The sequence below is a fragment of the Nocardiopsis deserti genome (genome assembly GCF_008638355.1).
Lineage (GTDB): Bacteria > Actinomycetota > Actinomycetes > Streptosporangiales > Streptosporangiaceae > Nocardiopsis > Nocardiopsis alborubida.
Genome location: NZ_VWVS01000004.1, coordinates 336,771 through 359,715 on the forward strand (window position 1 = coordinate 336,771; position 22,945 = coordinate 359,715).

The 22,945-nt window shown below is 73.9% G+C and carries 20 protein-coding genes; 8 read left to right on the plus strand and 12 right to left on the minus strand.

Annotated features, from left to right (window positions below; genetic code table 11):
* The first annotated feature begins 5 nt into the window (after positions 1 to 5).
* Together FYW99_RS14155 and FYW99_RS14160 are read left to right on the plus strand one after the other, a co-directional pair.
* The gene (locus FYW99_RS14155; RefSeq protein WP_150252507.1) at positions 6 to 809 is read left to right on the plus strand and encodes an MBL fold metallo-hydrolase; all 804 of its coding nucleotides are present in this window, start codon (positions 6 to 8) and stop codon (positions 807 to 809) included.
* 137 nt (positions 810 to 946) lie between these two features.
* Positions 947 to 2,632, plus strand: coding sequence for an ATP-binding cassette domain-containing protein (locus tag FYW99_RS14160; RefSeq protein ID WP_150252508.1), 1,686 nt, complete (start codon positions 947 to 949; stop codon positions 2,630 to 2,632).
* A 232-nt stretch (positions 2,633 to 2,864) separates the two neighbouring features.
* Here FYW99_RS14160 and FYW99_RS14165 read toward each other — a convergent pair whose 3' ends face one another.
* From FYW99_RS14165 to FYW99_RS14195, 7 genes are all read right to left on the minus strand, one after another.
* The gene (locus FYW99_RS14165) at positions 2,865 to 3,842 is read right to left on the minus strand and encodes a hypothetical protein (protein WP_150252509.1); all 978 of its coding nucleotides are present in this window, start codon (positions 3,840 to 3,842) and stop codon (positions 2,865 to 2,867) included.
* A gap of 324 nt (positions 3,843 to 4,166) precedes the next feature.
* Positions 4,167 to 5,411 (minus strand): cytochrome P450 family protein, encoded by a 1,245-nt coding sequence (locus FYW99_RS14170; RefSeq protein WP_150252510.1) that lies wholly within the window; start codon positions 5,409 to 5,411, stop codon positions 4,167 to 4,169.
* Positions 5,411 to 6,637, minus strand: a complete 1,227-nt coding sequence (locus FYW99_RS14175) for a cytochrome P450 (protein ID WP_150252511.1) — start codon at positions 6,635 to 6,637, stop codon at positions 5,411 to 5,413. Before FYW99_RS14175 ends, FYW99_RS14170 begins: the two co-directional genes overlap by 1 nt.
* Complete coding sequence (locus tag FYW99_RS14180) at positions 6,634 to 7,269, minus strand: GTP-binding protein (protein ID WP_150252512.1); 636 nt, start codon at positions 7,267 to 7,269, stop codon at positions 6,634 to 6,636. The genes FYW99_RS14175 and FYW99_RS14180 overlap by 4 nt, the downstream gene beginning before the upstream one ends.
* Complete coding sequence (locus FYW99_RS14185) at positions 7,250 to 7,609, minus strand: DUF742 domain-containing protein (protein ID WP_061081373.1); 360 nt, start codon at positions 7,607 to 7,609, stop codon at positions 7,250 to 7,252. The genes FYW99_RS14180 and FYW99_RS14185 overlap by 20 nt, the downstream gene beginning before the upstream one ends.
* Entirely contained in the window at positions 7,606 to 8,010 is a 405-nt protein-coding gene (locus tag FYW99_RS14190; protein WP_061081374.1) for a roadblock/LC7 domain-containing protein, read from the minus strand. Before FYW99_RS14190 ends, FYW99_RS14185 begins: the two co-directional genes overlap by 4 nt.
* Entirely contained in the window at positions 8,010 to 9,371 is a 1,362-nt protein-coding gene (locus FYW99_RS14195; protein ID WP_190394660.1) for an ATP-binding protein, read from the minus strand. Before FYW99_RS14195 ends, FYW99_RS14190 begins: the two co-directional genes overlap by 1 nt.
* A gap of 751 nt (positions 9,372 to 10,122) precedes the next feature.
* Here FYW99_RS14195 and FYW99_RS14200 point away from each other — a divergent pair.
* Entirely contained in the window at positions 10,123 to 10,506 is a 384-nt protein-coding gene (locus FYW99_RS14200) for an RNA polymerase-binding protein RbpA (protein WP_097637386.1), read from the plus strand.
* A 61-nt stretch (positions 10,507 to 10,567) separates the two neighbouring features.
* Here FYW99_RS14200 and FYW99_RS14205 read toward each other — a convergent pair whose 3' ends face one another.
* From FYW99_RS14205 to FYW99_RS14215, 3 genes are all read right to left on the minus strand, one after another.
* Positions 10,568 to 11,368 (minus strand): HAD-IIA family hydrolase, encoded by an 801-nt coding sequence (locus FYW99_RS14205; protein ID WP_150252685.1) that lies wholly within the window; start codon positions 11,366 to 11,368, stop codon positions 10,568 to 10,570.
* A 186-nt stretch (positions 11,369 to 11,554) separates the two neighbouring features.
* Positions 11,555 to 12,307, minus strand: a complete 753-nt coding sequence (locus FYW99_RS14210; protein ID WP_150252513.1) for an SCO1664 family protein — start codon at positions 12,305 to 12,307, stop codon at positions 11,555 to 11,557.
* Between the two features lie 57 nt (positions 12,308 to 12,364).
* Positions 12,365 to 12,946 (minus strand): DUF3090 domain-containing protein, encoded by a 582-nt coding sequence (locus FYW99_RS14215; protein ID WP_150252514.1) that lies wholly within the window; start codon positions 12,944 to 12,946, stop codon positions 12,365 to 12,367.
* A 194-nt stretch (positions 12,947 to 13,140) separates the two neighbouring features.
* Between FYW99_RS14215 and FYW99_RS14220 the strand changes: the two genes are divergently transcribed.
* The gene (locus tag FYW99_RS14220) at positions 13,141 to 13,578 is read left to right on the plus strand and encodes an SgcJ/EcaC family oxidoreductase (protein ID WP_150252686.1); all 438 of its coding nucleotides are present in this window, start codon (positions 13,141 to 13,143) and stop codon (positions 13,576 to 13,578) included.
* 190 nt (positions 13,579 to 13,768) lie between these two features.
* Here FYW99_RS14220 and FYW99_RS14225 read toward each other — a convergent pair whose 3' ends face one another.
* Positions 13,769 to 14,563, minus strand: coding sequence for an MSMEG_4193 family putative phosphomutase (locus FYW99_RS14225; RefSeq protein ID WP_150252515.1), 795 nt, complete (start codon positions 14,561 to 14,563; stop codon positions 13,769 to 13,771).
* Positions 14,564 to 14,794: 231 nt separating this feature from the next.
* Between FYW99_RS14225 and FYW99_RS14230 the strand changes: the two genes are divergently transcribed.
* A complete protein-coding gene (locus FYW99_RS14230) occupies positions 14,795 to 15,748 on the plus strand; it encodes an aldo/keto reductase (protein ID WP_190394661.1) in 954 nt (317 codons plus the stop codon).
* Between the two features lie 259 nt (positions 15,749 to 16,007).
* Here FYW99_RS14230 and FYW99_RS14235 read toward each other — a convergent pair whose 3' ends face one another.
* Positions 16,008 to 18,284 (minus strand): LLM class flavin-dependent oxidoreductase, encoded by a 2,277-nt coding sequence (locus tag FYW99_RS14235; protein WP_150252516.1) that lies wholly within the window; start codon positions 18,282 to 18,284, stop codon positions 16,008 to 16,010.
* 99 nt (positions 18,285 to 18,383) lie between these two features.
* On the opposite strand from FYW99_RS14235, the gene FYW99_RS14240 reads away from it, so the two are divergent.
* The 3 genes from FYW99_RS14240 to tgmC all read left to right on the plus strand — a co-directional run bounded on the left by FYW99_RS14240 (position 18,384) and on the right by tgmC (position 22,860).
* On the plus strand, positions 18,384 to 19,028 hold the full coding sequence (locus FYW99_RS14240) for a MarR family winged helix-turn-helix transcriptional regulator (RefSeq protein ID WP_150252517.1): 645 nt from the start codon (positions 18,384 to 18,386) through the stop codon (positions 19,026 to 19,028).
* 166 nt (positions 19,029 to 19,194) lie between these two features.
* Positions 19,195 to 21,225: a helix-hairpin-helix domain-containing protein gene (locus FYW99_RS14245; protein WP_150252518.1), complete on the plus strand. Its 2,031-nt coding sequence runs from the start codon at positions 19,195 to 19,197 to the stop codon at positions 21,223 to 21,225.
* A 459-nt stretch (positions 21,226 to 21,684) separates the two neighbouring features.
* On the plus strand, positions 21,685 to 22,860 hold the full coding sequence (gene tgmC, locus FYW99_RS14255) for an ATP-grasp peptide maturase system methyltransferase (protein ID WP_150252519.1): 1,176 nt from the start codon (positions 21,685 to 21,687) through the stop codon (positions 22,858 to 22,860).
* Positions 22,861 to 22,945: the final 85 nt, after the last annotated feature.

Sequence of the window (22,945 nt, forward strand, 5' to 3'; positions counted from 1 at the left end):
GGGGCATGGACGGTACCGAGCACGGCCGCTGGATCCAGTTCGTCGGAAACGCCACGGTGCTCATCGGCTGGGACGGCCTCGTGGTGATGACCGACCCCAACTTCCTGCACGAGGGGCAGTGGGCCTACCTCGGTTACGGCCTGGCCACCCGCCGCCGGATCGGCCCCGCCCTGGACGTCTCCGACGTCGGCCGGGTCGACGGGATCGTGCTCTCGCACATGCACGGCGACCACTTCGACCGCGTCGCGCGGCGCGGCCTGGCCCGGGAGACGCCGATCCTGACCACCGGCCAGGCGGCCCGCCGCCTGGACCGCTGGGGGTTCGGCGCCGCGGTGGGGCTGCGGACCTGGGACGAGGAGACCATCACGCGCGGCCGCACCCGGGTCCGCGTCACCTCGGTCCCCGGACGCCACGGACCCCGGATCGTGCACCGGCTGCTGCCGCCGGTCATGGGCAGCATCCTGGAGTTCGGCGCGGTCGGGGAGAGGGACGCGTTCCGTATCTACGTCACCGGCGACACCCTGGTCCACGAGGACATCGCGCGGATACCCCAGCGGTACCCGCACATCGACATGGCGCTGCTCCACCTCGGCGGCACGGCGTTGCCCGGCGGAATCCTGGTGACCATGGACGACAGGCAGGGTGCCGAGATGGCCCGTCTGGTGAACCCGGCGGTCGCCGCGCCCATCCACTACGACGACTACCGGCGTTTCAAGTCCCCGCTCAGCCGCTTCCTCGACCGCATGGAGGGCCTCGGCTGGGGCGAGCGCGTCCGTCTGCTCCCCCGAGGGCAGCGCGTGCCCCTCTGACCGGGCCGTCCGAGGTCGCACGCCGATGCCCGCACCTGGGAAAACCGGTTGCGGGCGCGCGTCGCGCCGTGGAAACCTGCCGGGGCGCTCGCGGCGGTGGCGGGGCGCGTACGGCGGAACCCCTGTGGAGAGCGGTCTTGGGCTACATCGACGTCAACCAGGTCAGCCACACCCTTCCCGACGGTCGGGTCCTGCTGGACTCGGTGTCCTTCCGCGTCGGCGAGGGGTCCAAGGCGGCGCTGGTGGGGGCCAACGGCGCGGGCAAGAGCACCCTGCTGCGGATCGTGCGCGGAGAGCAGCGCCCCCAGGGAGGCGCGGTCACCCTGGACGGCGAGCTCGGCGTGATGCCGCAGTTCATCGGGCACGTGCGCGACGAGACCACCGTCCACGAACTGCTGGTGTCGGTCTCCCCCGCGCCGGTGCGCGAGGCGCACGCGGACCTGGAGGCGGCCGAGGCGGCCATGATGGTCGACGACGGCGAGAGGACGCAGATGCGCTACGCCGGGGCCATCGCCCGCTACGGCGACGCCGGGGGCTACGACGCCGAGGTCGTGTGGGACCAGTGCTGCACGGCGGCGCTGGGCGCCCCCTACGAGCGCTGCCGGTGGCGCGAGGTGCGCACGCTGTCGGGCGGGGAGCAGAAACGGCTGGTCATCGAGGCCCTGCTGCGGGGGCCTGCGCCGGTGCTGCTGCTGGACGAGCCGGACAACTACCTGGACGTGCCGGGCAAGCGCTGGCTGGAGGAGGCGCTGCTGGCCACCCCCAAGACGGTCCTGTTCGTCTCGCACGACCGGGAGCTGCTGAGCCGGGTCCCGGACCGGATCGTCACGGTCGAACTGGGCGCCGCGGGCAACACGGCGTGGGTGCACGGGGGCGCCTTCGACACCTACCACGACGCCCGCCGGGAGCGGTTCGCGCGGTTGGACGAGCTGCGGCGGCGCTGGGACGAGGAGCACGCCAAGCTCAGGGCGCTGGTGGTCACCTACAAGCAGAAGGCCGCCTACAACTCCGACATGGCCTCGCGCTACCAGTCGGCCCGGACCCGGCTGCGCAGGTTCGAGGAGGCGGGCCCGCCGCAGAAGCTGCCCCGCGAGCAGAACCTGCGGATGCGGCTGCGCGGCGGCCGGACGGGCAGGCGGGCGCTGGTGTGCGAGGGGCTGGAGCTGACCGGGCTGATGCGCCCGTTCGACCTGGAGGTCTGGTACGGCGAGCGGGTGGCGGTGCTGGGCTCCAACGGGTCGGGCAAGTCGCACTTCCTGCGGCTGGCGGCCGGGGGCGGCAGCGATCCGGAGTCGTCGGTGCTGCCGGAGGAGGAGCGGACGAAGGTGCCGCCGGTGGAGCACAGCGGCACGGCGCGGCTGGGCGCGCGCGTGCTGCCGGGCTGGTTCGCGCAGACCCACGAGCACCCCGAGTTCGCGGGCCGCACGCTGCTGGACATCCTGCACCGGGGGCAGGGCACCCGCCGGGGCGTGCCCCGCGACGAGGCGGGGCGGGCGCTGGACCGCTACGAGCTGGCACCGGCGGCGGAGCAGACCTTCGACACGCTCTCGGGCGGGCAGCAGGCGCGGTTCCAGATCCTGCTTCTGGAGCTGTCGGGATCGACGATGCTGCTGCTGGACGAGCCCACGGACAACCTGGACGTGGTGTCGGCTGAGGCGCTGGAGTCGGCGCTGGAGGCCTACGACGGCACGATCCTGGCGGTGACGCACGACCGCTGGTTCGCGCGCGGGTTCGACCGGTTCGTGGTGTTCGGCGCCGACGGGGACGTCTACGAGGCGCCGGAGCCGGTGTGGGACGAGGGGCGGGTACGCCGCGAGCGGTAGGGGGTCCTCGGCGCGGAAGGGGCGGACGCCCGCTTCCCTGCTGCTCCGTGCCGCCGGAGCACGGCGTGTGGGCGGCGACCGGATACGGCACCCTGGTCTCGGATCTGCCCGCGCGGGTCATGCGCGGTGAGCACCGCGGGTAGGGCGGCGGCCGCGAAGGCTCACCGGCCCGCCCCCTTTCGCCGCAGGTCAGGGACCTCCCGTCACACCGGGAACACTTCCGGGCGACCCGCTACCCGACAGGCAGTTCGATGTCGACCATGGCCGAGCACTCCTCCAGGCAGCCGCCCACCGTGAGCGTGCCGCCGGGTTCCGCCTCGGGGAAGAAGAACGCGGCGTGGGTGCCCTCTCCGGCGTCGAGCGCGTAGCGCCCCACCGCCTCGCTCGCCCGGTGCTCACCGCCGTCGCCCCCACCGTCACCGCCGCCGCTCCCGCCTCCCACGTAGGAGGCCTGGAGCAGGTCGAGACTGACGCCGTCGTCGGTGGTGAACTCCACCGTCACCGCCAGGGGCTCGTCGGGGGCGGCGCGGTAGGCGGTCAGCAGCCGGGCGCGCACCCCCTCGGACTCGTCCGTCACGTCCTCGGCGACCAGCAGGCCGGGGCCCGGATCGCGGCCGTCCACGCGAAGGTCGGTGAGCAGGCCGTCCTCCGCGGTGAATCCGCCGTAGGCGACGCAGGCCGGTTCGGCGTCCGGTTCGGCGTCCGGGTCGCCGCCGGGGCACAGTTCGTAGCCGTCCGGGGTGTGCCCGACCTCGGCGTTCCAGGCGGGGCGGCCCTCGTCGGCCCAGGCCTGGGCGACCGCCGCCTGGTGGAGGAGGTAGGCGCGGGCGGCGGAGTCCTCGGCGGTGCGGGGCAGCCCCTCGCGCATCCGTCCGGGGTCCCCGGCCCGGGCCAGGGCGTCCACGTACTCCGCCACGGTCCTCCCCGACGCCGCCACCGCGCGCGCGTCCTCCCCGTCGGTTCCGGCGAGGGGGGCGTGCGGGGAGGGCCTGCCCCGGGGCTCGGCGCTCGGTGCCGCGGACCGCTCGGGCCCGCGCGTCGCGCCGTCGGCGTCCGGCTGTCCGGGCCGGGGCCCGGGCAGGTCGGTGGGCTGGACCGTCCGTCCCTCCCCCGCCCCCTCCCCGGTCGGGGCCGCGTCCCGCAGCGCCCCGCAGCCGGAGGTGACGATCAGGGCCAGGGCCGCGGCGGCGGCCAACCTGGTCGGCGTCATGTCCGTTCTCCCCCTGTGCGAACCGGCGGCCAGCCGAGCCTACGGCCGGGAGGCGTCAACACGGGGGTCGCACGACGTAAGGACTTCTTGGCGCGGGGGCCGCCCCGAGGCCCACGCGGGCCCCGGGACACGGCGGGGAGGCCGCTCCCGGGGCCGCCCGGCGGGCTGGCGGGCTGGCAGGCTGGCCGGAACCGTTGCCGGTGTGGTGGGAGGGGCCCATCCCCCGGTGATCTTGTACTTATAGCGCGTCTCGACCGTCCAACCTCGCTACAAGTACAAGATCACGGCGCAAGAAGCGGACCGGTGCGCCTTGCGGCCACCGCGTCAGGGACGCAGCAGCACGGGCAGTTCCTGGAGGCTGTTGACGATGATCGAGGGGTGGTTGCGCAGCTCCCCGTCGGGGACCGCCAGCTCCAGGTCGGGGTAGCGCTCGAAGAGCATGGGCAGGGCGATCCGCCCCTCCATGCGGGCCAGGGTCGCGCCGGGGCACACGTGCGGCCCGTACCCGAAGGAGATGTGGCGGCCTCCGGACCGGGTGAGGTCGAAGGCGTCGGGGTGGGGGTCCTCACCGTGCTCGGCCCGGTCGCGGCTGACCGCCCCGTAGGAGACCATGAGCGCCTCCCCCTTGCGGATCGTGCTCCCGGCGGCCTCGACGTCCTCGGTGGCGAACCGGAAGATCATGTTGGAGGTGGGCGGGTCGTAGCGCAGCGTCTCCTCCACGACCGCGTCCCAGCCGACCCTGCCCTCCTTGACCAGGGCGAACTGCTCGGGGTGGGCGAGCAGGGCGCGCACGGCGTTGGACAGCAGGTTGACGGTGGTCTCGTGCCCCGCGGCCACGGTGACCTGGAGGGTGCCGCGCACCTCCAGGTCGGTGAGGACGTCGCCGTTCTCATCCGCCCGGAGGAGTTCGCTGGTCAGGTCGTTTCCGGGCCGGGCGCGCCTGTCGGCGACCATGTCGTCGTAGTACTTCTCCAGGGTGGCGTAGACCTCCATGAACTCCTCGGGGCCGGTGACCGAGGAGAAGAACTTCACGTACAGCTCGCGCAGGCGGTCGAACTCGCTCCGGTCCACCCCGTACAGCTCGCCGATGACGTTCATCGGCAGCTGGAAGGCGAACTCCGACTTCAGGTCCAGGGGTTGGTGCGCGCGGGGCTCCATGGCGTCGAGCAGTTCGGCGGTGAGCTCATGGATGCGCGGGCGCAGGCGCTCGACGCTGCGCGCGGAGAAGGCCCGGGCGGTGAGCAGGCGCAGCCTGCGGTGCTCGGCCCCGTCGGTGCCCAGGAGGTTGGTGGGGGTCGGCGGGATGGTGCTGAGCAGCGGCCAGGCCTCGGGGATGCGGCCGCTCTGGTAGTCGTCCCAGTGGGCGACGTCCTTGACCAGGCGGGGGTCGGTGAGCAGCGCGCGGGCGGCCTCGTGGTGGGTGACGGCCCAGGCGGTCACGCCGCCCGGCAGCTCGACCCGGGTGAGGGGCCCGGCGGCGTACAGGGCCTCGCGCTCGGCGCGCAGGTCGGTGACGTGGGGGTCCAGGACCAGGGTGCCGTGGGGGTCGTGCTGGACGGGGCAGGGCATCAGATCGCTCCCAGGGGCGGTACGGGGGTGAAGGCCACGGGCAGTGAGGCGACGCCCCGCACCCAGGGCGAGGGGCGCCATCGCAGTTCGGAGGGGTCGACGGCCAGTTCGAGGTCGGGCAGCCGGTCCATGAGGACCTCGATTCCGGTCACCGCGATGATCTCGGCGATCTCCTGGGCCGGGTAGGGACAGGAGTGCTCGCCGTGGGAGAAGGACAGGTGGGCGTGGTTGCCCCGGTCACCGGAGGCGGGGACCGCGGAGCGCACACGCGGGTCGGTGTTGGCCCCCGCCAGCCCGAGCAGCACCAGGTCTCCCCGGCGGATGAGCTGTCCGTCCAGCTCCACGTCGTGGACGGCGAAGCGGCCCGCGTGGACCTGTGTGGGGGTGTCCTCCCACAGGACCTCGTTGAGGGCCTCCCGGGCGCTGTGGCGGGCGCCCGCGAGGGAGGAGGCGAAGTGGTCGTCGGTGAGCATCAGGCGCAGCGCGTTGCCCAGCCACTCGCCGGTGGGCTGGTTGCCGCCCCCGAGCAGGACGACCAGCTCGGGGACGGCCTCCTCGTCGGTGTAGCCCGCGGGGTGGGCGAGCAGGCGCGAGACCACGTCGGACCCGGGTTCGGCGCGCCGCCGGGCGACGAGTTCGGCCATGGCGGCCAGGAGGGCGCGCTGGGCCTCCAGCGCCCGGGCGCCGCCGTCGATCATGGTGGTCATGAGGGAGGCGACGTGGTCGCCCCGCTCGTCGTCCAGCCCGTAGAGCCAGCTCAGCACCAGGGCCGGCAGGCGCGCGGTGTAGGAGGGGCGCAGGTCCGTCCCGGTCGAGGCGCAGAACCCGTCGACGAGGCGGTCGGCCAGGCGGGCGGTGACCGCGCGCAGCTCGTGCGGGTCGGTCCCGGCGAGGGCGTCACCGACCGCGCCTGCGCGCCTGCGGTGCTCGTCCCCTTCCGAGTACAGGACCGTGGGCAGTTGCATCACCAGCGGCAGCAGCGGCCAGTCCGGCGGCACCCGGTCCCAGGCGTTCCACCGGTGCGAGGCGCGCGCGAACACCTCGGGGGTGCTGAGCACGTGGTGCAGCTCGCGGTAGCCGATGACCAGCCACGCGGGCACGTCGCCCTCCAGGAGCACGGGCACCACCGAACCGTGCTCGGCGCGCATGGTCCGGTAGAGGCCGCCGGGGTCGTCCCGGAAGCCGGGGCCGTGGAGGTGGACCGGGCAGGAGTGGGGGCCGCTCACCGGGTGCCTCCCGTGACCAGGGCGCGGACGTGGTCGACCAGCGCGATGAGGACCTGTTTGGCCGAGTCGCGCGAGCGCGCGTCGCAGCGCAGCAGGGGGACGGAGGCGTCCAGGTCCAGGGCGGCGCGCACCTTCTCCAGGCTGTGGCCGGTCCCGCCGAAGTCGTTGTGGGCCACGACGAAGGGGGTGCCCTGGGCCTCCAGGCGGTCGATGGCGTAGAAGGAGTCCTCCAGGCGGCGGGTGTCGACCAGGACGACCGCGCCCAAGGCTCCGGAGAACAGGCGGTCCCACAGGAACCAGAAGCGCTCCTGGCCCGGGGCGCCGAAGACGTAGAGCACCGAGGTGGCGTCCAGGGTGATGCGGCCGAAGTCGAAGGCGACGGTGGTGACGCGTTTGGCCTCCACGCCGTCCACGTCGTCGACCCCGTGCCCCGCCCGGGTCATGGTCTCCTCGGTGCTGAGCGGGCGGATCTCGCTGACCGAGCGGACCAGGGTGGTCTTGCCGACCCCGAAGCCGCCCACGACCGCGATCTTGAGGGCGTACTCGGCGGTGTCGGGCAGCGGGACGCGGGCGGGGTCCGCGGAGGCGGCCGGGGGCGGGGCCGCGGGGGGATCAGAGGTTGTGGAGTGCAACGAGCACCTTCTCCAACACGTCCGGGGAGGCGAGGGGTCGGGCCGGCGAGGGCGCGGGCCGGGGATGGCGCGCGGTGACCAGGCCGGTGTCGAGGAGGTCGGTGACCAGGATGCGCACGATCGCCACGGGCAGGCGCAGGTGGGCGGAGATCTCCACCACCGCCGTCGGGCCGCGGCACAGCCGCAGGATCCGGGCGTGCTCGGACTGCATGCCGGGGGCGGGCCCGCTCTCGGCCACGATGAGGGTCACCGCGTCCAGGGACTCGTCGGCCCCGCCGCTGCGGCCCGAGGTGATGACGTAGAGGCGGTCGGGCCCCTCCTGGTGGTGCGGGCGGGTCATACCGGTCCCGCGGCGGCGCGGGGCGGGGTGGTCAGGTACTCACCCATCTGCTCGACCAGCTCGTTCATGTTGTGGCCGACCAGGCCGGGTTCGGCCTCCTCGGAGGTGATGACGGCCAGGTGGGCGCCGTGTCCGGCCTCGACGATGAAGAGCAGTCCGCCGTAGAACTCGGCCATGGCCTGGCGGACGCCGCCCGCCCCGTCCCCGAACTCCACCGAGGCGCTGTGCGCCAGGCTCTGCACCCCGGCGGCGATCGCGGCGAGGTGGTCGGCGCTGTCGGCGCGCAGGCCGGAGCTGTGGCACAGCTTGAGCCCGTCGCGGGAGAGCACGAGGGCGTGGCGGGTGCCGGGCGTGCGTTCCAGGAGGCCTTCGAGGAGCCAGGTCAGCTTGTCGAGGTCCATCATGCGTCCTTGTCGGTCGGGCCGCGCACCGCGGAGCGGAACTCGCCGAAGCCCCTCGCCACGGCGGCGGGGTTGCTCCTGCGCGGTGCGGGCCTGGTGTTCTCGGCCGCCGCGAGGGTCCGGCCGCGGCGGCGCCGGGGCAGTCCGCCGACGTCCTCGGCGGTGGTCTCCGCCTCGGCCGGAGCGGCCGGGACGGGCGTGGGGGTGGTCCGGGGTTCCCGTGCGGCCCCGGGCGGGGGCGCCGGGGAGTCGGGGACCGCGGGCGCGGGGAGGGGTTTGACGAGCTTGCGGGGCAGCAGGAGGACGACCGCGGTGCCGCCCCGCGAGGAGGAGCGGAAGGACACCGACAGGCCGTAGCGGTGGGCGATCTGGCCGACGACCGAGAGGCCCAGGCGGGTTCCGGAGATGGCGGCCAGGTCCAGGCCGTTCTCGACGGTGCGGCGGGCGCGGCGCAGGGCCTCCTCCCCCATGACCAGACCGCCGTCCTCGACCATGACCGCGATCCCGGCCTGGACCTCCTCCACGTGGACGTGGACCTCGGCGGTGGGCGGAGAGAACCTGGTGGCGTTGTCCAGGATCTCGGCCAGGGCGTGGATGACGCCCTCGGCGGCGAACCCGGCGACCGCCTGGGTGGAGGCGTTGTGCACGCGTACGCGCTGGTAGGCGCCGATGCGGGCCATGGCGCCGCGGACGACGCTCTCCATGCCGATGGCCCGGCCCCAGCGGCGGCCGGAGCGGGCCCCGGTGAGGACGGCGATGCTGTCGGCGACGCGTCCGGTCTGGGCGGTGCTGTGGTCCAGGTGCATGAGGTCGCCGAGGATGTCGGCGTTCGCGTCACCGTCGCCGTGGCGCTCCTGCATCCGGCGCAGGTCGGCGAGCATGGTGGTGCTCAGGGCCTGGACGCGCCCCGCGGCGGTGGCGCAGGCGGCCATCGCGGCCGAGCGTCGGCGTTCGGCCGCGGCGATCTCGGTGGCGGCGGCCCGCAGGACGGCGCGGCTCCCGTGGTCGGCGGGAAGGGGCAGGGCGCGCAGGGCGGTGTCGGCGGAGTCACCCGCGCGCAGGCGCCGGGCCAGGAGGGGCAGGTGCTCGTCGGCCAGGGAGGCGCTGTCGGCGCGCAGCGCGTCGAGCCGGGCACCCAGGTCGCGGAGCCGCCGGTCGCGCTGGTTGAGGAGCACCGCGAGGACCAGCAGGAGCAGGAGGAGGACCGCGGAGGCGGCCAGGACGGGCAGGGTCCGGGCCTCGGGCACGGCCCACGGGAGCACGGCCCAGAAGGGCAGCGCCGCGAGCGGGAGGAGGAGCCAGCGCGGCGCGGACAGCCACGCGGGCAGGGCTCCTCGGGGGAGGGGGGTCTCAGCAGTCATGGGGCTCCACGTCCAGCCGCGCCGTCGCTCCTGGTTCCGGCACGGGCGGACGCACCGAAGGGGACATTTCCGGCACGCTGGGCACACCTAAAGGAAGGGGACGAATTTCCCCAACCTAAGCTTTTCGGTGTACGGCGAGTCAACATACCACCAGACACCTCGGGCAGCCATGTCGGCATAATGGATCCTTATCGCACACCGGGGGACGGAGAGCGTCATTCCCTACCACAGCGCGCGTTCCGGAGAGTGATAATCCACAGTGGGAGAAGGCCCGCCCCTTTCCTGAAGCCATTGTCGGGCGCACGCCTTTTCCAGTCGTGAACTGCGGGAACCGTGCGGCGACGGGCCCGGAGGGAAGCGCGGTAAGGGTGGACACAGTGTGACGGGCGGGGATCCGAGAAGACCGCCCCGCGGTCGTGGGCGGCGACCGGCGGGATCGCGCGGCCGCTGATTCGGTCGCGGAGGCGCGGCGCCCTCCCCCACCAGGGAGGAGGGTGTGCCGGGAAGGCGAAAGCAGGGCTTAGCGGACGTTTTTCGCCCCTGGCAGGCGTATATAGAGACACACCCGAAACAGCCAGCCTGGAGTGTCCCAGGTCACATGTGCCACACTCGGCGCACCGGACGATGTTTTGGGATCGGGGTGGCCCCCGGGCGCCGGAGGTGGTTCGACCTCAGGTCAGCGGGGAATCTTGACGTGGACCGACGCGTTACACCCCGCGAGACCGCACAAGCGCCTGGAGGCACCCACACGATGGCCGAGCGAGCACTTCGCGGCACCCGGCTCGGGGCGACGAGCTACGAGAACGACCGCAACACCGACCTGGCTCCGCGGCAGGAAGTCACCTACGACTGCACCCGGGGCCACCGCTTCTCGGTCACCTTCGCGACCGAGGCAGAGATTCCCGCCGAGTGGGAGTGCCGTTTCTGCGGCGACCGCGCCCTGCGGCGGGACGGCTCCGGCGAGGAGCCCAAGAACGCCAAGCCCACGCGCACCCACTGGGACATGCTCCTGGAGCGCCGGAGCATGGAGGACCTGGAGGAGGTCCTCGCCGAGCGCCTGGCCCTGCTCCGCGCCCGCCGCCGCGAGGAGGCGGCCAAGGTGGAGGAGCTCGCCAGGCAGCGGCAGAGCGCCTGACACCCCGCGACACCCGGGGGCGGCGGACACGGTCCGCCGCCCCCGTCGTCGTGTCCGGGTGTCAGTCCCGCTGGAAGGGATCGTGGGTGATGCCCACCAGGTCCTTCACCGACCCGATCACGCGGGTCGGGCGGTAGGGGAACTGCTCGGCGGTCTCGCGCCCGGAGATGCCCGAGAGCACCAGCACGGTCTGGAGGCCCGCCTCCAGACCGCTGAGCACGTCGGTGTCCATCCGGTCGCCCACCATCAGGGTGTTCTCCGAGTGCGCGCCGATCCGGCGCAGCGCCGACCGCATCATCAGCGGGTTGGGCTTGCCCACGAAGTAGGGGCGGCGTCTGGTGGCCTTCTCTATCAGCGCGGCGACCGCACCCGTGGCGGGCAGCGGGCCCTCGGCGGTGGGACCTGTCTCGTCGGGGTTGGTGGCGATGAACCGGGCGCCGCCGAGGACCAGCCGGATCGCGCGGGTTATGGCCTCGAAGCTGTAGGTGCGGGTCTCACCGAGCACCACGTAGTCGGGGTCGTGCTCGGTCATCACGTAGCCGACGTTGTGCAGGGCGGTGGTCAGTCCGGACTCACCGACGACGTAGGCCGACCCGTTGGGGCGCTGGGTCTGGAGGAACTGGGCGGTGGCCAGGGCCGACGTCCAGATCGACTCCTCGGGGATGTCCAGGCCCGAACTGAGCAGACGCGCGCGCAGATCGCGGGGGGTGTAGATGGAGTTGTTGGTCAACACCATGAACGGGATCCCGTTCTCGCGCAGCTCCGCGATGAGCTCGTCCGCGCCCGGGATGGGGTGCTGCTCGCGTACGAGCACGCCGTCCATGTCGAATAGGTAGTTCCACTCGTTGCTCACGTGCCCCATTGTGCCGTCAGGGGCAGGGAGCACGCCATTCCCACCCCCCGGTAGCCGGACAGCCTCACACCGGTCCGGCCCCGGTCGCGGGCTCCTGCTCGGGGAAGCGCCCGTCCAGGTGTTCGCGGGAGACAGGAAGTCAGGGGCGCCCGTCCCGTGCCCGTCGCGCCGGGCGGCCGGAAGCCGGGCCCGGTCTCAGATCGGCGGCCAGGGCACCGCGGGCCAGTCCGGCGCCGGGTAGGGGTGGATGCCGTGCCGGATGAGCAGGTCCACCCGGCTGCGCACCGCGTAGGCCTCCGGGCCGGTCAGGTGCAGCGCCAGCTCCCGGGACAGGGCGCTGTCCGCGTCGGCGAGCTGGTCGCGCACCGACTCCAGGGCCTCCAGGGCGTCCTGGAGCAGCGGCTGGCCCTGCCACTGCCACAGCACGGTGCGCAGCTTGTAGTCCTCGGCGAGGGAGACCCCGTGGTCGCAGCCGTACAGGTGCCCGCCGGGGGTGGGCAGCAGGTGGCCGATCTTGCGGTCGGAGTTGTTGATCACCGCGTCGAACACCGCCATGCGGCGCAGGGCGGCGTTGTCGGTCTGCCGTGCCAGGGCGACCAGGTCCACGGTGGTGTCGCCGTGCACCCACAGCTGCACCATGCCCTCGCCGAACGGGCCGTCGCGGTGCACCGTGGGCGGGACGACCGCCCAGCCCAGCGCCTCGGAGACGGCGTGGGCGCTGACCTCGCGCCCGGCCAGGGTTCCGTCGGGGAAGTCCCACAGCGGCCGCTCCCCCGCCACCGGCTTGTACACGCAGGCGGCGGAGCGCACACCGTCGGAGACGGTGCAGTACAGGGTGGCGTTGGAGGCGGCGGTCAGCCGCCCCTCCACGGTGATCTCGCCGGTACGGAGCAGGTCGAGCCCGACGGCCGGGCTGAGGCCGTCGAAGGCGTCGGCGGTGTCCCTCATCGCGGGCCCCCGGGTCTGCGTGCCCGGTGGCCCGCCGCTGGTGTGCTCATCCGCGCCTCAGACGAGGCTGTCCGGCCGGTAGCCGTTCTGGCGTACGCAGATGTGGCCGTTGGGGTCGAGCGGGCGTCCGCACAGCGGGCAGTCCGGGCGTCCGGCGGCGACCACCTTCAGCGCGCGTCCGGCGAAGGAGCGGGCGGCACCGGGGGTGAGGTAGACGCGCAGGACGTCGCGGTGGGCGGGGGCCTCCTCGGCGAAGACCTCCAGCTCCTCCTCGTCGTCCTCGATCAGGTCCTCGCCCGCGGTCTCGTCGATCTCCTGGGCCTCGATGATGACGCGGGCGGCCTCGGCGTCCCAGGCCAGGGCCAGGGTGCCGACCCGGAAGTCCTGCTCGATGGGCTGCTCCAGGGGAGCGTCGTCCTCGGGCGGGGCGGTGTCCTCCGGCGGGGAGCCGAAGCGCCGGTGCACCTCTTCCAGTAGTTCCTCGATGCGGGTGGCGAGCGCCTCGACCTGCGCCTTCTCCAGAACCACGCTGGTGATGCGCCCCTCGCCCACGGCTTGGAGGAAGAAGGTGCGGTCTCCCGGCTGGCCCACGGTCCCCGCGACGAACCGCTCCGGCGGATTGAACTGAAAGACGGGCATGGCAAGAACCTTACGGGATGCGGGCGTCCCGGCGCCAAACCCGTCGGACGCGCTGGTGAGCCGTACCGGGGGCGGGGAGGCGGGCGCGGGGCGGGCGTGCGCTGCGCCACGGCGCCTTGACTTCAACAAATGTTGAGGTTGTTGGTTTGTTCCAGCGGGCGGACCGCCGCCCCCCGAGAGGAACGGACGTGACCATGAGCGACGCCGAGAAGGCCGAGACCCGTACCCGCCGGAGCCCCGAGGACCGCGCGGGGTCCCGCGCCGAGATCCACGGTCTCGTGCGCAGCCTGCAGGACGCCTTCAACGCCCACGACCCGGTGGCGCTGGCCGGCCACTACGCCGGGGACGCGCTGTGGGCCTCGGCCGCGGGCAAGCGGATGGTCGGTTCCGCGCAGATCGCGGCGTTCGCCAGGGAGATGGCGCCGAGGCTGGCGGACTCCTACGCCCGGTACGAGGTGGCCAACCTGCTGGAGATCCGCCCGGACGTGATCGCCGTGCAGGTGGCCCAGACAGCGGTGGACGCGGACGGGGAGCCGACCGGCGCTCCCGCGGGCAGCGCGCTGTACGTCCACGCCCGGGGAGAGGACGGCTGGCGCATCAGCGCGGGCCAGAACATGATCGTGGCCCAGTGACCCGTTGACCCGTGAGGCAGGGCGTGTCTCGGGGAGGCAGGACGCCGACCGGGGTCTCCGGCGCGCCTGACGGTCGGGCCGTGGCCCCGGCGGACCGCCGGGGTTCCTCGACGGCCCACCGGGGCCGGGCACGAGTCCAGGGCTCCAGGGCCCGGGGCCTCCCAGAGGTCCCGGGCCGGAGGAGGGCCCGTCAGGGGGCGTCGGCGGGGGTCTCCTGGGAACCGGCGCCGCCGCCCACGGCCGCGTCGCCGCTGGCCTCGGCGGGGGTCGGCAGACTGGCGGGCAGGCTCTCCCCGGTGTCGTTGAGCTTGTTGAGGAAGGGACGGGTGCGTGTGTAGGTGATGGAGGTGACCGAACAGGGGTCCACCCGCAGGCGCTGGAAGAGGTCCAGGTGCATGCCCAGGGCGTCGGCGACGATGGACTTGATGATGTCGCCGTGGCTGCACACCACGTACACGGGCGGGTCCTCGGGTGCGGACGGGGCGTCGGCGGCGGAGGACGCGTGCGGTGCTGAGAGCAGGCGGCCGTTCCAGTCGCGGACGGCCGCGACCGCGCGGGCCGAGGACGCCGCGAGGGCCTCCCCGTCGGGGAAGCGCGCGGCGCTGGGGTGGTCCTGCACCACGCGCCAGAGGGGTTCGTCGGACAGCTCGCCGAGACCGCGGCCGGTCCAGGAGCCGTAGTCGCACTCGACGAAGCGCTCGTCGGTGGTGACGGGGACGCCGAGCTGCGCGGCGACGGCCTCGGCGGTCTCCTGGCAGCGTTCGAGCGGGCTGGAGACGAGGACCGCCGGGCGGAGCCCGGTGAGCCGACCGGCCAGGTGCGCGGCCTGGACGCGGCCGGTGTCGTTGAGGTGGACGCCCGCGGCGCGCCCCGCGAGGCGGGGGCCGGTGGCGTCGGTCATCCCGTGCCGGATGAGGAGGAGGGTGACCGCCTCGGGTGGGGGCGGCGGGGTCGGGGTGTCCTGGGGTGCTGCGGGTGTCGCCATGGTCACAGGGTAGGCCCGGAACGGACGGGAGCGCAGGACCCCGGCCGGGGCCGCGGGAACGGTGTGCCGGGCCGGGTGGGGCGGATCCGGGCCACCAGGTTCGGGCCGCCCGCCCCCTGCCCCGGGACACGGCCGTGAGCGCGGCGAACGCCCCGGTGGCGGCCGCCCCGGAGGGATGTGGCGAGGGTGTGTCCGGGGACGGCGTCGGACGGACGCGGTACTCTCCGCCGCATGGAACAGCGACAGGTGGGCAGATCAGGGCTCTGGGTCTCACGTACCGCTCTCGGCACGATGACCTGGGGCAAGGACACCTCCGAGGAGGAGGCCGGGCAGCAGCTCACCGCGTTCGTCGACGCGGGCGGCACGCTCGTGGACACCGCGGACATCTACACCGGCGGCCAGAGCGAGCGGATCCTGGGGCGCCTGCTGCGCGCCTCGGTGCGCCGCGAGGACGTGGTGGTGGCCACCAAGACCGGCCACACGCCCGACGGCTACCGGCCGGTGGACGCCTCCCGGCGGCACCTGCTGGCCTCCCTGGACGCCTCGCTGCGGCGCCTGCAGACCGACTACGTGGACCTGTGGCAGCTGCACGTGTTCGACCCCGCCACCCCGCCCGAGGAGTCGCTGGCCGCGATGGAGACTGCCGTGGCGGCGGGCAAGGCCCGCTACGTGGGCACGGGGAACCTGGAGTCGTGGCAGTTCGCGACCCTGGCCACCTGGCAGCGCGCGCGGCCCGGACGGGTGCCCCTGGTGAGCGTGGGGACCGAGTACTCGCTGCTCAACCGGAGTGCCGACCACGGTCTGCGGCCCGCCGCGGCGGTGGCCGGGGCCCACCTCATCGCGTGGTCGCCGCTGGGCCGCGGTGTGCTCACCGCCAAGTACCGCAACGGGACGCCGCCGGACTCGCGGGCGGCGTTCCCCCACATGGCGCCGTACGTGGAGCCCTACCTGGACGAGCGCAGCCGCCGGGTGGTGGAGTCGGTGTGCACGGCGGCCGAGGGGCTGGGCGTGTCGCCGCTCGCGGTGGCGCTGAGCTGGGCGCGCGACCAGGAGGGCGTGGCCGCGGCGGTGGTCGGACCGCGCACCCTCGCGCAGCTGGAGGAGGTCCTGGGCGTGGAGGGCGTGGAGCTGCCGCCCAAGATCCGCGACGCGCTCGACGACGCCACGGCGCGCCACGAGCGCTGACGCCCCTCCTCCGGCCGGTGCCGCCCCCGGCCCCCTCCTCCGGGGCCCGCGCACGCGGGGGCGCGAACGACCGCGGCGGCCTCGGGTTGCCCTCCCCCGGTCCCCGGGCCGCGCGAACCAGCGGAGGCCCCTCCGGTGACCGTGCCCGCCCCACCCGCGCGGTGCGCCCACAGCCGGTCCCACGGTGGGCGAGCCCTCCGGCGGGCCCGCCCTCACCGCGCGGCGGACCCCCGTTGGCTCCCTGTCGCGGCCGGGCCGCTCAGACCCGGGCCGCGGGCGGGATCGCGAAGTTCTTGTCGAACACGTTGTGCGGGTCGTACACGGCCTTGAGGGCCCGCAGCCTGTCCAGGGTGGGCTCGGGGAAGGCCCGCGCCAGCGCTTCGGGGCCGGTGCGGGTGTCGAAGCTCAGGTACATGCCCTCCAGGTGCTCGTCCAGGTCAGCCCACCGTTCGTCCATGCGCGCGGCGCTGCGGGTCGCCGTCATGGCCGCCAGTGAGAAGTTCTGCGACCGGTGGGCGTAGGCGGTGGCGTCGGCCGCGACGTCGTTGACCGCGCCGCCGACCTGTCTGAGCTGCATGAACATGACGTCGCCCGAGGCGAGCAGCCCGGCCAGGCCCTCGGCCGTGTCCGGGGTGATGTGGCGCAGCAGTCCCGAACGCGACTCGGGCAGCCCGTGGCCCTGGTGCGGCCCGTCGGCGCGCACCAGGAGCGCGGAGTAGGGCGCGAGCTGGGCGCGCTGGTCCAGGACGGGGCCCACGGACAGGAAGGGCTCCAGCGCGTGCACGGCCAGGTCGGTGTCGTCCCCGGCGTAGACCACCATGGCCTGGGCCGCGGGACCGCGTCCGCCGCGCGCGGGGCCCATCGTGAGGAAGGCGGTGACCTCGCGCGGCGCGGCCACGGCGACCTCACCCCAGGCCCGGAGGAAGGCGGCGGTGTCGGTCGCGTCGTAGACGAACTGGCCGAGGACCACGTCGCGCACGGGGGCGGCCGTGGCCTCGACGGCGGTGAGCACACCGAAGTTGGCGCCCGCGCCGCGCATGGCCCAGAACAGGTCGGGGTGGCTCAGGGCGTCGGCGCGCACGGGCGTTCCGTCCGCGGTGACGACCTCGACGGCGGTGACGTTGTCGATGGTCAGGCCGTGGGCGCGGGCCATGTAACCCAGGCCGCCGGTGGTGGCCAGACCCCCGACGCCCACTCCCCCGTGGTCGCCCGAGCTGAGGGCCAGGCCGTGGACGGCGAGGGTGTCGGCGACCTCGCCCCAGCGGGCTCCGGCGCCGAGCCGGACCAGGCCGGAGTCCGCGTCCAGGACCTCGACGCCGTTCATCCGCGCGAGGTCCACGACGACGCCCCCGTCGCCGGTGGAGCGCCCGCTGATGCCGTGGCCGCCGCTGCGCACGTGCAGGTCGGCGTCCTGGGCGCGGGCGTGGGCGAGGGCCTCGGCGACCTCCTCGGCGCTGCCGGGGCGCAGGACCAGGCCCGGTGAGCCGTGCTGCATGTAGCCGTGGCGCACGCGGGCGTAGGCGCGGTCGCCGGGTTCGACGGCGTGCTCGCGCAGGCTCTCGGGGACGCCGTCGTAGTCGATGCCGGGACGGCGCGCGGCCAGGGAGGCGGCGGCGCGGGCCGGGCCGGTGGCGGTGCCCGCGTCGGCGCGTTCGCGGTCGACGGCCTCGCGCAGGGCGGGGGCGACCTCGGCGCCGAAGGTCTGGATGGTGCGCGGGTCGTCGGTGCCCACGATGAACGTGGAGTAGCCGTGTTCGAGGACCAGGGGCAGCAGGTCGTCGACCCACTGTTCGGGCGGGCCCTGGAGGAAGTCCTTGCCGGTGGGCAGGAAGGCGCTCTGGGCGAGGTTGAGCATGCGGCGGACCTGGCGGGGGTCGCGCCCGGCGGCCAGCGCGGCCTCGTCGATGGTCCGGTGGGCCTCGGCCATGTCCTCCAGCTTGAGGTAGCCGAGGCTGGGCAGCCAGCCGTCCGCCTTGGCGCCGACCAGGCGCAGCATGCGGGGCTTGTAGGCGCCCAGGCTGATGCCGATCTCGTGGGCGGGCGCGGGGCCGCGCTTCATGCCGCGCACGCGGTGGTGCTCCCCGTCCACGCGGACGCCGCCGCGTGCGTCGGTGTCCCAGACGGCGCGGATGACGTCGATGCCCTCGCTGAGCGCGTCGACGGCCTGGCGCGGGGTGAAGCGCCTGCCCCCCATGGCCTCGATGCCGTCCCAGAAGGCCCCGGCGCCCAGGGCGAGTTCGAGACGGCCGTGGGAGAGCAGGTCGAGGCTGGCGGCGGCGCGGGCGAGCACCCCGGGCGGGCGCAGGGGCAGGTTGAGGACGTTGGCCGACACCCGCAGGCGCGTGGTGCGGGCGGCGACCCAGCTGAGCAGGGTCCAGGTGTCGAGGAAGCCGGGGTTGTAGGGGTGGTCCTGGAAGGTGGCCAGGTCCAGTCCGGCCGCCTCGGTGAGTTCGGCGAGCGCGACGGTGCGGTCGGGGTCCTGCGCCGCGGGTGTGACGAAGGTGCCGAACCTCAGGGGGTGTCCGTAGTCGGGCATGGGTTCTCTCCTCGGGAGGACGCCGAAAATAGTTTGTCAAACCAACGATGTTGGCAACAACTTATCTTGTGTTCCACCTATTCCTGGTAGCCTCGGGGCATGGCACTCCCCACTCCGAAGCCCGGTCGGCCCCCGGCAGAGGACGCGGACCCGCTCCCGCTCCCGGCCCCGGTCGCGGACCCGGGGCAGGACACGAACCTGGGGTGGTCGCTGGCCGTGGTCCTGCGCCGGTGGCACGAGCGGGTGGAGGCGGTCCTGGACGGCGTCCCGCACGGCAGCCGCGGCTACCACGTGCTCACCGCGGTCTCGCTCGACGAGCCCCCCACGCAGGCGGCCCTGGCCGAGCGGCTGCTGATCGACCGCAGTGTGATGACCTACCTCCTCGACGACCTGGAGGAGGCCGACCTCGTGCGGCGCCGGGTCGACCCCGGCGACCGGCGGGTGCGGCGGGTGTGCGCCACCGCGCACGGCCACGAGGTCCTGGCCGCGGCCAGCGAACGGGTGCGTGAGGTGGAGGAGCAGGTCCTGGCGGGTCTGGACGCGCCCGCGCGCGAGCTGTTCCGCCAGATCGCCCAGCGCGCGGCCGTCGCCATCCAGGAGTCCTCCCCCACGACCGACCCGTGCGCGGCCGTGCGGCAGGTCGTCGGCGAGGGCGATCCGGCCGGGGAGCCGGGGAAACGGGAGGGGCAGGGCAGGCGGGAAAGGCGGGGGAAGCGGGAGAACCAGGGGCGTTCGCGGGGTTAGTTCGCGGGGTCGGGGAGACTCCGAAGCGCGTCCGGGAGGCCCGGGGAGTGCGGGGAACCGGGGCGGGCGTCGGCGGGCGGACCCCGGGAGCGGGAACTGAGCGTCGTCGCCAGTCGATAGGCTCCCCCAGAGTCCGTGAACCGTACGACGAGGGGAACCGCCCGAGGTGTCCGAGGCAGAACAGGTCAGTGCCGTCCTTGACCGGATGGGCGCGCCGGGCGCCCTGGCGCCCCGGCTGCTGGGCGTGCTGGGGCCGGGGGCCGCCGCCGCGCTGGACGCGAACCCGTGGCTGCTGCTGCGCCTGCCGCAGGTGACCGCGGAGCAGGCCGACTTCTGCGCCCGCAGGCACCTGGGCGAGGGCGCGCGGCCCGACGACCCCCGGCGGCTGGCGGCGTTCACCGAACACGTGCTGCGGATGTCCGCCGCGCGCGGGCACACCGTGGTGGAGGAGAGGAAGCTGGCCTCGGTGGTCGGCAAGCTCGGGGTGGCCGACCCGGCCGCCGCGCTGGAGGCGGCCGTGGCCGACGGGAGCGCGGTGGTGCTGGAGAGCACCGACGAGGACGATGACGAGGACTTCGACTTCACCGAGGGCGGGGGCGGGGTGCCGGACCTGCCCGACACCGAGCTGTTCTACGCCCTGCCCGACGTGGGGCACGCCGAACAGCGGTTGGGAGACCAGCTGCTGCGGCTGATCGGCGGCAACGAACCGATCATGGACTCGATGACCGCGGGCGAGACGGTGGACGCGGCCGTGGAGCAGGGCGGGTTCACCATCTCGGACCGCACGCGCGAGGCCCTGGTGACGGCGACCCTGCGCCCGGTGACGGTGCTGCGGCACGGCCCCGGCGACGCCGCGGAGGTCGCGCGGGCGCTGGTGTGCCTGGACGCGATCGCCACCGACAGCCAGGTGGGGATCGCGGTGGCGGCGCCGACCGCGCAGGCCGCGGCGGCGGTCAACGCCGAACTGGCGCGGGTCCGCGGGGAGCGGGCCGCGGCCGGGGGTCCCGAGGGGGCGCAGACTCCCGCGGAGACCGGGGACACCGGAGAGGCGCCGGAGGCCGAGGACGCTGAGGAGGCTCCGGAAGCCGAGAAGGCTGAGGGGGCTGAGGGGACTGAGGGGTCCGAAGAGACTCAGGGAAGCGAAGAGCCTCAGGAGGCTGCGGAGGCTGATGACGCTGAGGAGACGGAGGCCCCTGACACGCAGGGTGCCGTAGAGGCCGAGGAAGCCCAGGAGACACAGGGGGCGCAGGGAGCACAGGGGTCCGACGAGTCCCCGAAGTCCCCTGTGCGGGCGGTGTCGCTGTCCGAACTGCTGGCGCAGGCGCCGGTGGGTGCCGGGCTGGTGGTGCTCTGCGAGGCGATGTCGGTGGGCGCGGCCCGTGCCGCCGAGCTGGCGTCGGTGTGCGCGGACGACGCCCACCTGGTGCTGCTGGCCGACCCGAACCAGGCGCCGTCCGCGACGCCGGGCCAGGTGGTGCTGGACGTGGCCGCGTCGCGGACCGCGCACGTGGCCGAGGTGGCCGACGACAGCGCGCCGGGGCCGATCGCGGAGCTGGCGGCGGCCGTGGCCGAGGGCGGGGTTCCCGAGGTGGAGGCGCCCGGACGCGAGGTCGTGCGGGTTCTGGCCGCGTCGGCCGAGGAGGCGGTGCACCGGGTGGTGCAGCTGGTGACGGACTCGATTCCGCGCGCGTTGGGGATCGGGGCCGAGCACGTGCAGGTGGTGACCGCGCGCGAGGACGGCCCGGCGGGTGCGCGGGCGGTCAACGCCGCGTGCAAGGAGAGGCTGAACCCGGGCCCGGGTGCGCACGGCGGGTTCGACGTGGGCGACCGGGTGCTGTTCACGGCGGAGGGACCCGGCTACGGGCCCGGCGACACGGGTCGTCTGCGCAAGGTTGACGGCGGAGCCGTGGTGGAACTGGTCGGCGGCGGCCGGGTGAAGGTCACCGACCCGGCGGCGCTGCGCCCGGGCTGGGCGGTGACGGTGGCCGCCGCGCACGGGGGACGCTGGCCCGCCGTGGTGGCGGTGTTCCCGCCCGAGGTGCCGGTGTCGCGGCCGCAGGTGTACACGACGCTGACCCGCGCGACGCGGCACGTGTCGCTGGTGGACGCGACCGGCGGCGGGCTGGAGACCGGGGTGCGGGAGAACGCGGCGAAGGAGCGGACGACCCGCCTGGTGAGGATCCTGCGCGAGGGATAGACCCGCAGCCCAGGAAGCATCCTCCCCGCGCACGCGGGGATGGTCGTCCACAGGCGGAGATTGGGGCTTGGCGGCGGGTGGGAGGACCGGTCAGACTGGATTCGGGGGCGCGTTACGCACCTGCGCGGAGCGAAAACTCCCCCGAATCGAGCGTAGCCCGCCCGTCAGACACCGCACCAGGCCGCTCTTCGCCCTGTGGACAGCCTGCGGCCCCCGCGCACCCGGGGATGGTCCGAGCCCCACGGGCACGCGCCTCAGGCTGGCCAGCCAACTGCGCAGGTCAGCTGACCAGGTTCGGCCAATCCCGCTGACAGTCGGCGCCTTCGACTTCGCCCTGCGCTCGGACGGCGTTTGGGTGATGTTGGAGTGCAACCCCAACGGCCAGTGGGCCTTCCTGGACCCCGACACCGTCCGGGGCATCACGAGGGCGCTTGCTGGCCTACTGGAGAGGAGCCGTGCATGAGTGAGGACGTGACGGGGCGGAGGTTGCGCCTTGCGCTGGCCCAGGAACTACTCGCCGATGGGGTGCTACACGGGAACGGGTGGCAGGAAGCGGTGGAGGCGATCCCGCGCGAGGTGTTCGTGGGTGAGGCCCTCTACCGGCTCGACCAGGGCGGTCTGTGGCAGGTGGTCCGCCGCTCGGACCTGTCGGAGACGGACTGGTTGACGATGGTCTACCAGGACGACACGTGGGTCACGCAGGTGGAGGGGGTCAATGCCACCGACCCGCACCCGCCGTCCGTGGGAGCGCCGACATCATCCTCGTCCCTGCCGAGTCTGGTGGTGGGGATGCTCGAAGACCTGGACGTGCAGGACGGCCAGAGGGTTCTTGAGGTCGCGACCGGAACCGGGTACTCCACCGCGTTGTTGTGCCACCGGTTGGGCCAGGAGCGGGTGACCTCGGTGGAGGTGGACGCCGGGGTGGCGGCGCGGGCCGAGAAGGCGCTGGCCCACGTCGGCTACCGCCCTCGCCTGCTGGTCCAGGACGGGTACGGAGGCGGCTGGGCCCAGGGGGAGAACTGGGGCGATGAGGCGGATGTGGTCTACGACCGGATCATCGCCACGTGCGCGTTCCGGTTCGTCCCCCTGCCCTGGCTCGGACAGGTCGGGCCGGGGACGAAGGTCCTCGTCACCTTGGCGGGATGGCTGGGCGCCAACGCACAGGTGCTGCTGGAAGTCGAAGAGGACGGGACCATGCAGGGCCGGTTCCTGCCCGTGCAGAGGCCGTTCATGATGGCGCGGTCGATGCAGGCACCGGCGGAGGCACCGCTCGTGCTGGGGCCGGGTGTGCCCCAGCGTTCCACGGATGTGGGACCCGATGTGCTCGATGACTGGACGGGGCGGTTCGTGGCCCAGCTCGCTGTCCCTGAGGCCATACCGATGGTGATGGGACCGAGCCGCGGTGTACGCGATATCGGAACCGGGTCCTGGGCGTTGGTGGACGAGGACGCACACGAGGCGATGGTGAGCCAGCACGGACCGGTCAACCTCTGGGACCGCGTCGAGGACAACGTCCGGTGGTGGAGGGCGCTGGGAGAGCCCTCGGTGTCCGACTTCGGCCTCACCGTGTCACCGCGGGAACAGCGGGTGTGGCTGAGTTCGCCGGGAGGGCCGTCGTGGAAGCTTCCGGTGTGAGGAGTCCGGTGCTGTAGGGGTCCTTCAGCCCTTGGGCGGAGTCGGCGCTGCCGGTTGGCCTCAGGCTCGCGGCAGAAACCAGCCC